The following is a 12153-nucleotide window of genomic DNA, read 5'->3' as shown; positions in this document are numbered from 1 at the left end:
ATGGGGTCGAGTTGCAGACCCCAATCCGAACTGAGACCGGCTTTTTGGGATTAGCTCCACCTCACAGTATCGCAACCCTTTGTACCGGCCATTGTAGCATGCGTGAAGCCCAAGACATAAGGGGCATGATGATTTGACGTCGTCCCCACCTTCCTCCGAGTTGACCCCGGCAGTCTCCTATGAGTCCCCGCCATAACGCGCTGGCAACATAGAACGAGGGTTGCGCTCGTTGCGGGACTTAACCCAACATCTCACGACACGAGCTGACGACAACCATGCACCACCTGTAAACCGACCGCAAGCGGGGCACCTGTTTCCAGGTCTTTCCGGTTCATGTCAAGCCTTGGTAAGGTTCTTCGCGTTGCATCGAATTAATCCGCATGCTCCGCCGCTTGTGCGGGCCCCCGTCAATTCCTTTGAGTTTTAGCCTTGCGGCCGTACTCCCCAGGCGGGGCACTTAATGCGTTAGCTACGGCGCGGAAAACGTGGAATGTCCCCCACACCTAGTGCCCAACGTTTACGGCATGGACTACCAGGGTATCTAATCCTGTTCGCTCCCCATGCTTTCGCTCCTCAGCGTCAGTTACAGCCCAGAGACCTGCCTTCGCCATCGGTGTTCCTCCTGATATCTGCGCATTTCACCGCTACACCAGGAATTCCAGTCTCCCCTACTGCACTCTAGTCTGCCCGTACCCACTGCAGAACCGGAGTTGAGCCCCGGTCTTTCACAGCAGACGCGACAAACCGCCTACGAGCTCTTTACGCCCAATAATTCCGGATAACGCTTGCGCCCTACGTATTACCGCGGCTGCTGGCACGTAGTTAGCCGGCGCTTCTTCTGCAGGTACCGTCACTTTCGCTTCTTCCCTACTGAAAGAGGTTTACAACCCGAAGGCCGTCATCCCTCACGCGGCGTCGCTGCATCAGGCTTTCGCCCATTGTGCAATATTCCCCACTGCTGCCTCCCGTAGGAGTCTGGGCCGTGTCTCAGTCCCAGTGTGGCCGGTCACCCTCTCAGGCCGGCTACCCGTCGTCGCCTTGGTAGGCCATTACCCCACCAACAAGCTGATAGGCCGCGAGTCCATCCAAAACCACAAAAGCTTTACCACCATGACATGCGCCAGATGGTCATATCCGGTATTAGACCCAGTTTCCCAGGCTTATCCCAGAGTCAAGGGCAGGTTACTCACGTGTTACTCACCCGTTCGCCACTAATCCCCCCAGCAAGCCAGGGATCATCGTTCGACTTGCATGTGTTAAGCACGCCGCCAGCGTTCATCCTGAGCCAGGATCAAACTCTCCGTTGAAAACAAAAAATCAAACAGACACAACCACACCCACCGGAAATAACGGCGAACACGGCTGCACAAAATTCGAAACCAGCTGAAAACCAAACCACCACACACGGGGGTGCGCAGCAGCCTGGCCATAATTTCAACCAATCAAAAAAACAATCGGCATCAACAAACTTGGCACACTATTGAGTTCTCAAACAACAGGTCACTATTCCAAAGCAGTACCACCAGCCTTCGCTGGATCGCTCCGGAGCAACTTTTCAAACTTACCCGATCAACCCGATCTTGGCAAATCAACGTTTCCGCGATTCCCGATCCAGGTCCCGGCCCCACCCGGCAACCAGCACGCCCAAAAGCGCACCATATTCCAGGCTGTTATCAAAGGGGGTCGGCCCCGCAGTTCCCAGCACCAGGCTGTCTCACTCGCGGCGACTCAGAAGACATTACACGCCCACCAGCCCCCACACAAATCCACCCCAACACCACCCAAAAACCGGCCAAAACCGCCCAAACACAGGCCAAACAACCCCACAGACCCGCCAAAACCACCCCAAAACCCCAAAAACCAACCCCAGTGAAGCCCGTCACACCAACCACACCCCACCACCCCGCCGCCAAACACCCAAGCCAACCACCGCCGTCGAAACACCACCCCCCAACCCACCAAAACCCCGCACGATCTGAGAGAACGATCCGCCAAAGACGTCGCGATGTGAGAGAACGATCCCCCAAACCCCGCACGATCTGAGAGAACGATCCCCCAAACCCCGCACGATCTGAGAGAACATCCGAAGAAGGCGGCGCTCATCCGGCAACGCGCGTCCAAGGGAGGAACGACCGAGCGCGCAGAGGAAGACCGCCACCTTCGCGCCCACCCACGCACAAACACCCTTAAACGCAGAAAAGACCGGCAACCACAACGGTTGCCGGCCCTTTCAGGTATTGCGATGTACGGCGAACTAGGCCGAAACCTCAATCGTCGCCAGGTTCTTCTTGCCCCGGCGAAGGAGCAGGTACCGGCCATGAAGCAGTTCATCCTGCGCGATAACGGCATCGGGATCGGACACCTTGGTGTTGTTCACGTAAGCTCCGCCCTCCCCGATGGTCCGGCGGGCTGCCGACTTGCTGTCGGACAAACCGGCGGCCACCAACAAGTCGATAATTCCAAGACCGTCGGCGCTGATCTTCGCGGAGGGAAGTTCCGCGGTCGCTGCTTCCAGGGTGCGCTCGTCCAGGACGGTGAGGTCGCCGTTGCCGAAGAGTGCTGCCGAAGCGGCGATGACCTTTTCAGTCGCATCGATGCCATGCACCAAGGACGTGACTTCGAACGCAAGCTTCTTCTGGCCTTCCCGTGCAAAGGGACGCTCCGCAACAGCCTGGCCAAGCTCTTCAATTTCCGCACGTGAAAGGAACGTGAAGACTTTGAGCCGGTCCACCACGTCAGCGTCGGCCGTGTTCAGCCAGAACTGGTAGAACGCGTACGGGCTGCACATTTCGGGGTCCAGCCAGATGGCGTTGCCCTCGCTCTTGCCGAACTTGGTACCGTCCGAGTTGGTGATGAGCGGCGTACCCAGGGCGTGGACGCTCTTGCCTTCCACCTTGCGGATGAGTTCGGTACCGCTGGTGAGGTTGCCCCACTGGTCCGAGCCACCGGTCTGCAGTGCACAGCCGTAGTCGCGGAACAGTTGGAGGTAGTCCATGCCCTGCAGGATCTGGTAACTGAACTCGGTGTAGCTAATGCCCTCTTCGGAACTCAAACGGGAGGCGACAGCATCCTTGCGAAGCATGGTGCCCACCCGGTAGTGCTTTCCGATCTCACGGAGGAAGTCGATGGCACTCAGCGGCGCCGTCCAGTCCAGGTTGTTGACCATGCGTGCCGCGTTATCGCCCTCGAAACTGAGGAAACGGCGCACCTGCCCCTGGAGGTAGCCGACCCACTCCGCAACCGTGTCCTTGGTGTTCAAGGTGCGCTCCGCCGTCGGACGCGGATCACCGATAAGGCCGTGGATCCGCCAACCAGGCCGAGCGGCTTGTGGCCAGCCAACTGCAGGCGCCGCATCAGCAGGAGCTGCACCAAGTTACCCAGGTGAAGGGACGGAGCGGTGGGGTCAAAGCCACAGTAATACGTGATCGGGTCCCCGGCGAGCAGCTTTTCCAGTTCCGTTTCGTCGGTGGAAACGTGGATCAGGCCGCGCCATTTGAGCTCCTGCCAGATGTTGGCAAAGGCGGGATCGTTGTGCTGGTACTCGATGTTGTTTACGTGTGACACGAGTTCTAAGTTAGCAGGATTGTTGGGTTCACTTTTCCTAGCGTTCGATGCCGGCGGGCAGCGGTGCCGCGGCGATGAGCCTGAGCCGCTGCGTGGGTCGGGTCATAGCGACGTAGAGGTCGCCCACCTTGCCATGCTCGTGATTGAGCATGGCAGCCGGCTCCAGGACAATGACGCCATCAAATTCCAGGCCCTTCGCCTCCTTGGGGCTGATGACCACGATGTCCTGCTCATAGCTTCCGGCTCCCGAGCCGATGCGGCGGCCGTAGATCCCGCGCAGCGCGCAGCCGCCTGCGGCAGCAGTGGGCCGTCGGCGATGACAGCCAGCAGGCCGCCGTCGATTGCTTCCACTTCCTCAGGCAGGACCTCGACCAGGCGGGAGACAATTCCGTCCGCTTCGACGCGGTCCACGATGGGCGACCATTTGCCTTCGCGCACGGCCTTCGGAGCCGAGACCACGAGGCCTGCGCGGTTGGCCATCCGAACAGCGGCTTCCGCGATCTGGGACGGCGTGCGGTAGTTGACGGTGAGTTCTTCGAGCTGCCAGCGGTCACCGAACGACGGCGCGAGCGCGCTTTGCCACGAATTGGCGCCTGCCGCTGCACTCGTTTGGGCGATGTCCCCCACGATCGTGAAGGACTTCAGCGGGCAGCGACGCACGAGGAGCCGCCACTGCATGGCCGAAAGTTCCTGTGCCTCATCAACCACGATGTGGCCGAAAGCCCAGGAACGATCGCTCGTGGCGCGCTCGGCTGCGGTGAGCCGGTTCTCGCGTTCCTGGTTCTGGTCTGCCAGTTCTTCGGCGCTCACCAGGACATCCACGCCCATGGCTTCCATGTTGGCCAGGGTCTGCCTGGCGTTGGCCAGATCGCGGGCGCGGTCGGCTTCCTGCTGGGCCAGTCCCCTGCCCGCGGCAGGATCCAGCTCACCGAGCAGTTCGGCAGCTTCGTCAAGGAGCGGCACGTCCGCCTCGGTCCAGGGCGCATCCGCTGGCCGTTGCAGAAGGGATCGCTGTTCCGGTGTGAGGTGTGGCGTGCAGGCTTCCAGGATGGCGGGCTTGCTGAAGAGCTCGGAGATCAGCTTCTCCGGAGTCATCGGCATCCAGCACAGGTTCAAGGCGATGCGGACGTCCCGCGCAGACCGGACGTCTTCGGCGAGGTAGGCGCGATCGGCGTTATTGCCGATGTTCGACTCCTCGACGAGGTCCGTTAGTTGCTCCGTGAGCTCACGCAGAAGGATCTTGACGAACGTCAGCCGCGCTTCGTTGTGCGGCTTGCCCGTGGCCCGGGCCTTTTCCCGTGCGCGGCGGACCTGGCGGACGGTCAGCGTCAGCTTGCGGGAATCGACTTCGAGAATGCGGTCTTCTACAGGCGTGCGCTGCCGGTTCGCCACGGCGTTGGCCACCACCGTGGCCATATCGAGCTTGCCTTTGAGCGCAGCAACGTCCGGATCTTCCTCGGGAACAGCGTGGATTCCGGGCATAAGCCGGCCAAGACTGGCCATGACGACGCCGGTCTCGCCCAGCGAGGGCAGTACACGCTCGATGTAGTGCATAAACGACGACGACGGTCCCACCAGCAGAACGCCGGCACTCTTGAGCCGATCACGGTGCGTGTAAAGGAGGTAGGCGGCGCGGTGCAGTGCCACTGCGGTCTTACCCGTGCCTGGACCACCTTGTACGACGAGCGCGCCCGAGATCGAGGAACGGATGATCCTGTCCTGCTCCGACTGGATGGTTCCCACGATGTCCGACATGCGGCCCGTGCGCTTGGAATTCAGGGCCGCAAGGAGCGCGCCCTCGCCTTGCAGGGAATCGTTGTCCGCGAGCATGCCGGCATCCAGGACATCGTCCTCGATCGCCTTCACGTCCCGGCCTTGCAGGATCAGGTGTCGACGGCGGCGCACGCCTTGGCGGTCGAAAGCGGTGGCCTGGTAAAAGTGGCCGGCTTCCGGGGCGCGCCAGTCAACCATGAGCCGTTGGAGATCGGCGGTAGACAACCCGATACGGCCAATGTACTGGGCCTCCCCCGAGTCCAGATCGAGGCGCCCGAAGACCAAACGGTCATCGACGGCGTCGAGCTGGGCAAGGCGGTCCTCATACAGCGCGGCGAACGCGTCACGTTCGGACACGTTTTGCATGGTTCCCACTGCACCGGCCTTGCGCACCTGGGCCAGCTGGGCACGCTTTTCTTCGCGCAGCTCATCGAGCCGGGCGTACAGCCCAGCAACGTATTCCTGCTCGTGGACCAAATCAGCGTCGTGCATCGAACCGTAACCCCTATCGCAAAAGACAGACCGTCCATTCTACAGCGATTTTGGTAAACGTGTTGGGTCCAGGTCATATGGCGGACCAGCAGCCAAAGTTCACGCCCGGTTGCGTGGCCGCGCTGCTTTGTACCGTGACACCGTTGGATCATCTTCGATCCAGAAGCGCCACGGATATTCCGTACTTCCACCGGGACCAGCTACCCCAACCCGCGGTCCGCTGGCCACGGCCGCTACCGGCGTCTTAGGCAGCCAAAAGCTGAACGGTGAGGCGAGCGCGTCACGGCCCGTGTCCGCCGTCGTAAGTCCCAACGCCGATGCCAGGCGTGCAGGTCCACTGGCCAAGTCCTTGTGTGTTTTGGAGGCAGGCCGCCTTACGGTGGCAAGCCCCTCGCCTTCTACAATATCGCCGGCCCGCAGAAGCAACGCCGACGGGGAGCCTGCTGGACCGCAGACGATGTTGGCGCAGTAGTGCATGCCGTAGGTGAAGTACACGTACAGGAAACCCGGTGGTCCGAACATCGGCGCGTTACGGGCCGTGGGACCGCCGAAAGTGTGCGATCCGGGATCGGGGTGTTCGGAATCGCGGGGGCCCATATAGGCCTCCACTTCAGTGAGTCTCACCGCGACTGGACCGGCTTCGGAGTAGTGGGTGAGCACCGCGCCAAGGACCAGTGGAGCGATGACACGGGGGTCGCCTTCGAGGAACTTACGCACTTTTTCGGGATCGCTGACTCCCTTCTCCATGGACGAGCTCATGCCCAGACCCTAGCAAAAATCGTGAAACGGCTATGTCCGATTTCCGCTAGCAGCGGACGTGCACTCCTGACAGGATGAAGGAATGGACTTCTGGCAGCGCTACAGGGCAATTGACGCCCGCGACACCCGCTTCGACGGACAATTCTTCACGGCCGTCAGCTCGACTGGTATCTACTGCCGGCCGTCCTGCCCAGCCCGTACGCCGAAGGCCGAGAATGTCACGTTCTACGAGACGTCGGCCGCTGCCCACGAAGCCGGGTACCGGGCTTGCAAGCGATGCCTGCCCGAGGCCGTCCCCGGAACACCGGCCTGGAACATCCGATCCGACGTTGCCGGCCGTGCAATGCGCCTAATCAACGACGGCGTTATCACCCGCGAGGGGGTCGACGGCCTTGCGCACCGCCTTGGCTACTCCGCGCGCCAGCTCAACCGCATCCTTAGCCACGAACTTGGCGCCGGCCCGCTCTCACTGGCACGGGCCAGCAGGGCGCAGACAGCAAGGACGCTGTTGGTCTCAACGAAGATGCTCCTCGCCGATGTCGCCTTTGCCTCGGGGTTCAATAGCGTGAGGCAATTCAACGACACCATCGGCGAGGTTTTTGCGATGACCCCGACGGCGCTGCGAACCACCGGTGCGAAATCGGGAGTTCGCAGGGGTGCCGGGGAGGCAAGCGACGGGACACCAGCCGCTCTGACGTTGAATCTGCCATATCGGGAGCCCTTCGACCCGGGAATCTTCGATTTCCTGGCGGTTCGTGCTGTGCCGGGCATCGAGTCGGCAAGCACCGGACACGACGGAACCAGGACCTATGCCCGAACCCTCCGCCTCCCGCGCGGCAACGCCACGTTCTCGGTGGCCTACAGCCCCTCAAGGCAGGGCAAGCCCTTGCAGTTGTCGGCTACGGTGGTGGACCTCCACGACCTCCCGGTGTTGTTGAGTCGTGTCCGCAGGTTGTTCGATCTGGACGCCGACCCAGAAGCGATCGACGACGCCTTGGCGATGGACCCCCGGCTCAAAGGGAGCATCAAGGAGGTTCCCGGAATTCGCGTGCCAGGAGCAGTCGACCCCCAGGAATTGCTGGTCAGGGCGCTGATCGGCCAGCAAATCACCGTTGCTGCTGCCCGGACGGCACTGACCCAATTATCAGCCCTCGGCTCCCCGATCGACGGCGGTGTCCCCGGTCTGGATCGCCTGTTTCCGACCGCGGCGGAACTCGCCGAAGACGCGTGCACCCTGCTGCGGGGACCCCAGCGCCGCATCGAGTCAGTGGTTGCCGTGGCCGAAGCGATGGCCACAGGGACCCTCGAGTTCGGCTACGGCGACGACGTTGCAGGACTGGAGCGAAAGTTGCTGCCATTACAAGGAATTGGGCCTTGGACCGTAGGGTATGTCGCCATGCGCGTGCTGGGAGCGCCCGACGTTTTCCTGAGCAATGACGCGGCCGTTCGAAACGGGTTGCGGATCCTCCCTCCTGGTCCCGGCCTCACCCCTGAATTCCGGGAAGTCAGTCCTTGGCGGTCCTACGCCACCATGCATTTGTGGCGGGCGGCAACGAAGCCCAAACACTCGTAGCTCCCGTTTCCGCTCTCACATCCCGGCGCCCTTCCGCGATCCTTCTCTCACATCCCCACGCCCTTCCGCGATCCTTCACTCACATCCCAACGCCCTTCCGCGATCCTTCACACACATCCCAACGCCTTTCGCCGTTTCCTCTCTCACATCTCAACGCGGCAGGAAGTGAGAGAGGAAAGGGGAAAACGCCGCGGGAAGTGAGAGAGCGTCGCCGGAAAAGCCTCAGGATCTGAGAGAACATCCCCAAGGGACAAGGACTCGCAGCTCCCTTTCGTCTCCCATAACCCCGCGTCGGCATTCAGCCGGGTGCCGACGTCGTACCGCTCCCCCGATGCATCAGGACGTTAGCGACCACGACCCAAAAAACGGCAGGAAGTGAGAGAAGGACGGCCGAAACACGTCAGGAAGTGCGAGAGCATCCACCGAAGCACGTCAGGAAGTGAGAGAGCACCGGCCGAAACACGTCAGGAAGTGAGAGAACATCCGCCGAAACACGTCAGGAAGTGAGAGAAGGACGGCCTAGCGGGCTGCAGGTTGTGCCGCCGGCCATGGGAGCAGCTCGGGCAGGTCGACGCCGTCGGCCGCCGCGGTAGCTCGCAGGCTTCCCAAGCTCGGTTCGCGGCCGGCGAGCCATGCCGCGATGTCCGTGAGCATGCCCGTAATGGCAATCGAGGTGCCCCCGTGGCCAATGACCCGCTGCGGCAGTCCTGTGGGCTGCAGGACAAATTTGTACTTCTCCGGAACGCGTGCTTCGAGGAAAGTGAACAGGTGCTCGCAGAAGGGCCGGCTCCAGGTTTCAGGCCCATATCCCAGTCCAAGATCCGATGCATGGATGGTGAGTTCGCGCCACAGTGCCAGACCGCCGTCGAGGACTGTTCCGTCCCGGTAGCTGATGCGCGCCTCCCAGTCGGCTGGTTCCAGTGCGTCAAACGCCGCCAAGGCACGAGACAGCGCGGTGTCAACGGACTCCTTATGGTCTGCGAGGCTGTGTCCGGCGGCCAGCTCGATGGCCTTGTTGCGGCCGTCCATGCCGCCGTCGTACAGTTCCACGGCCTCACCGCGCCGGGCGTACTCGAGCTGGCGGGCCATGGCGCGCGAAATCCCGGCAATATGGGCAAGGACGTGGCCACGGGTCCAGCCCGGGAGCTCGGACGGTTGCGGGACGGATGCCTCGTCCATTTTGGTGAGGAGGCGGGTAACGATGTCGGCGGCTTTGTGAAGCTCTGCGGGCAGCGCCCCAGTGGTGATCTGAGTCATAGCGCCATGCTAACGCACCCCTTAAAGCCCTGTGGGACGGCACGTGATGTGCCATCCCACAGGATTGATGGTGCGTTTAGCCGGCGTAGCTGCGTGCTGCATCCAGTTCTGCCGTGAGCGCCACCAATTGACGTTCGACGGCGGCCGGTGCAGTTCCGCCCTGGGAGTTGCGGCTGTTGAGCGAACCCTCAGTGCTGAGCACGCTGCGGACCTCGGGAGTCAAGTGCTCCGAGATCGCTGAATACTCTTCATCCGTCAGGTCCCACAGCTCAACCCCACGGCTTTCAGCCTGCTTGACCGCGGCCCCCGAAAGCTCGTGTGCTTCACGGAAGGGAACGCCCTGGCGGACGAGCCATTCTGCGATGTCCGTGGCCAGCGCAAAGCCCTGGGGAGCCAGGGACTCCATGCGCTCCGTGTTGAACTTCAGCGTGGCGATCATGCCGGACACGGCGGGAAGCAACAGCTCCAGGGTGTCGGCGGCGTCGAAGACCGGTTCCTTGTCCTCCTGCAGATCGCGGTTGTACGCGAGCGGCAGGCCCTTGAGCGTTGCCAGCAGTCCGGTCAGGTTGCCGATGAGGCGCCCTGCCTTGCCGCGCGCGAGCTCGGCAACGTCCGGGTTCTTCTTCTGCGGCATGATCGAGGACCCGGTGGAGTACGAGTCGTGCAGGGTCACGAAGGAGAATTCCTTGGTGGCCCAGAAGATGACTTCCTCGGAGATCCGGGACAGGTCCACTCCGATCATGGAGCACACCCATGCGAACTCGGCGAAGACATCGCGGGAGGCGGTGCCATCAATCGAGTTGTGGACAGCCGAGAAGAAGCCAAGATCAGCTGCAACGGCCTCGGGATCCAGCCCCAACGACGAACCGGCCAAGGCACCAGAACCATACGGCGAAACTCCAGCACGCTTGTCCCAGTCCTGGAGTCGCTGCACGTCGCGAAGCAGTGCCCAGGCATGTGCCAGAAGGTGATGGCTCAGCAATACCGGCTGGGCGTGCTGAAGGTGCGTCCGGCCAGGCATCGCAACACCCTGGTGGGCCTTTGCCTGCTCCACGAGTGCGTCGATGGTGGCGAGGACGCCAGCAGCGATGATCCGGGCATGATCGCGCAGGAACATGCGGCCGAGCGTTGCCACTTGATCGTTGCGGGAACGGCCCGCACGGAGCTTGCCGCCCAATTGTGTTCCGGCACGCTCGATCAGGCCACGCTCAAGTGAACCGTGAACATCCTCATCGCTCTCGGCCGGGAGGTAGGCACCGCTGGCGACGTCCTCGTCCAGCTGATTGAGGGCGGCAAGCATGCCTTCAAGTTCGGCGTCGTCCAGCAATCCGGCCTTCGCCAGCACGCGGGCGTGCGCCTTGGAGCCGGCGATGTCATAGCGGGCCAGCCGCCAGTCAAAGTGCGTGGACTTGCTCAATGCTGCCAGCGCATCCGCGGGGGCCGCCGGCGAACCGACCGCCCCACAGTGCGCCTTCGTTTGTTGCGGACGTCATTACTCGCCCGAGACCCGCAGGTCGCGGCCGGAGGCAACCTTGGAGGACATGCCCCACAGCTCGATGAAGCCGCGCGCCATGGACTGGTCGAAGGTGTCGCCGGTGTCGTAGGTAGCGAGGTCGAAGTCGTACAGCGAAGTCTCGGAGCGACGACCGTTGACGATTGCCTGGCCGCCGTGGAGGACCATGCGGATGTCGCCGGAGACGTACTTCTGGGTGTCCTCGATGAACGCGTCCAGGGAGCGCTTCAGCGGGGAGAACCACTGGCCGTCGTAGACCAGCTCGGCCCAGCGCTGGCCAACGGTGGCCTTGAAGCGGGCCTGCTCGCGCTCGATTGTGACATCTTCGAGGTGCTTGTGGGCGGTGATCAGCGCCATTGCACCCGGTGCCTCGTAGATTTCGCGGGACTTGATGCCAACGAGGCGGTCCTCGACGACGTCGATGCGGCCAACGCCCTGCGCGCCGGCACGGCGGTTCAGTTCCTGGATGGCCTGCAGCGGGGTGACCTTCACGCCGTCGATGGCTACCGGCACGCCGGCTTCGAAGGAAATGGTGACCTCGTCCGGCGCCGGCGGGAATTCCGGCGTGGCGGTGTAGTCGTAGATGTCCTTGGTAGGTGCGTTCCAGATGTCCTCAAGGTAGCCGGTCTCGACGGCGCGTCCCCAGACGTTCTGGTCGATCGAGTACGGGTTCTTCTTGGTGGTCTCGATCGGCAGTCCCTTTTCCTCGGCGAAGGCAATCGCCTTGTCGCGGGTCAGGGCGAGGTCGCGGACCGGTGCGATGCACTTCAGGTCCGGGCCGAGCGTCTGGATGCCAACTTCGAAGCGGACCTGGTCATTGCCCTTGCCGGTGCAGCCGTGGGCGACGGTGGTGGCACCGAATTCGCGGGCAGCCTTCACGAGGTGCTTGACGATCACCGGACGCGAAATGGCAGACACCAGCGGGTAGTGGCCCTGGTAGAGGGCGTTGGCCTTCAGTGTCGGCATGGCGTATTCGTTGGCGAATTCGTCGCGGGCGTCGGCAACATAGGCCTCGACGGCGCCGCAACCGAGGGCGCGCTGGCGGATGGTCTCCAGGGACTCGCCGCCCTGTCCGACGTCGACGGCCACGGCGATGACCTCGGCGCCGGTGGCTTCACCGATCCAGCCGATGGCTACGGACGTATCGAGGCCACCGGAGTAGGCCAGAACAATGCGCTCAGTCACGAGAGTGCTCCTTTGTTGTTGCTTGGTTCATTTGAAA

The 12153-nt window shown here is 62.4% G+C and carries 4 protein-coding genes, 1 rRNA gene and 3 pseudogenes; 1 reads left to right on the top strand and 7 read right to left on the bottom strand.

Translation table 11 applies throughout. The features are described from left to right. The 4 genes and pseudogenes from LDP01_RS18450 to LDP01_RS18435 all read right to left on the bottom strand — a co-directional run bounded on the left by LDP01_RS18450 (position 1) and on the right by LDP01_RS18435 (position 6576). Positions 1-1307: ribosomal RNA gene (locus LDP01_RS18450) — 16S ribosomal RNA — on the bottom strand. A gap of 947 nt (positions 1308-2254) precedes the next feature. Then, positions 2255-3564: pseudogene (gene tyrS, locus LDP01_RS18445) on the bottom strand (tyrosine--tRNA ligase). Positions 3565-3601: 37 nt separating this feature from the next. Further along, a pseudogene (locus LDP01_RS18440) lies at positions 3602-5829 on the bottom strand (HelD family protein). Positions 5830-5928: 99 nt separating this feature from the next. Further along, positions 5929-6576, bottom strand: coding sequence for a DNA-3-methyladenine glycosylase (locus LDP01_RS18435; RefSeq protein ID WP_224091188.1), 648 nt, complete (start codon positions 6574-6576; stop codon positions 5929-5931). A gap of 94 nt (positions 6577-6670) precedes the next feature. Here LDP01_RS18435 and LDP01_RS18430 point away from each other — a divergent pair, with 94 nt between their 5' ends. Beyond that, positions 6671-8161: a DNA-3-methyladenine glycosylase 2 family protein gene (locus LDP01_RS18430; protein WP_224089463.1), complete on the top strand. Its 1491-nt coding sequence runs from the start codon at positions 6671-6673 to the stop codon at positions 8159-8161. A gap of 519 nt (positions 8162-8680) precedes the next feature. On the opposite strand, the gene LDP01_RS18425 is transcribed toward LDP01_RS18430, so the two are convergent. From LDP01_RS18425 to LDP01_RS18415, 3 genes and pseudogenes are all read right to left on the bottom strand, one after another. After that, the gene (locus tag LDP01_RS18425; protein WP_224089454.1) at positions 8681-9418 is read right to left on the bottom strand and encodes a maleylpyruvate isomerase family mycothiol-dependent enzyme; all 738 of its coding nucleotides are present in this window, start codon (positions 9416-9418) and stop codon (positions 8681-8683) included. Between the two features lie 76 nt (positions 9419-9494). Further along, positions 9495-10911 (bottom strand): annotated as a pseudogene (gene argH, locus LDP01_RS18420) (argininosuccinate lyase). After that, the gene (locus LDP01_RS18415; protein WP_224092452.1) at positions 10911-12116 is read right to left on the bottom strand and encodes an argininosuccinate synthase; all 1206 of its coding nucleotides are present in this window, start codon (positions 12114-12116) and stop codon (positions 10911-10913) included. Before LDP01_RS18415 ends, argH begins: the two are co-directional and overlap by 1 nt. Positions 12117-12153 lie beyond the last annotated feature (37 nt).

The sequence above is a fragment of the Arthrobacter sp. StoSoilB13 genome (genome assembly GCF_019977255.1).
GTDB lineage: Bacteria > Actinomycetota > Actinomycetes > Actinomycetales > Micrococcaceae > Arthrobacter.
This window is presented reverse-complemented; position numbering and strand designations above follow the sequence as displayed.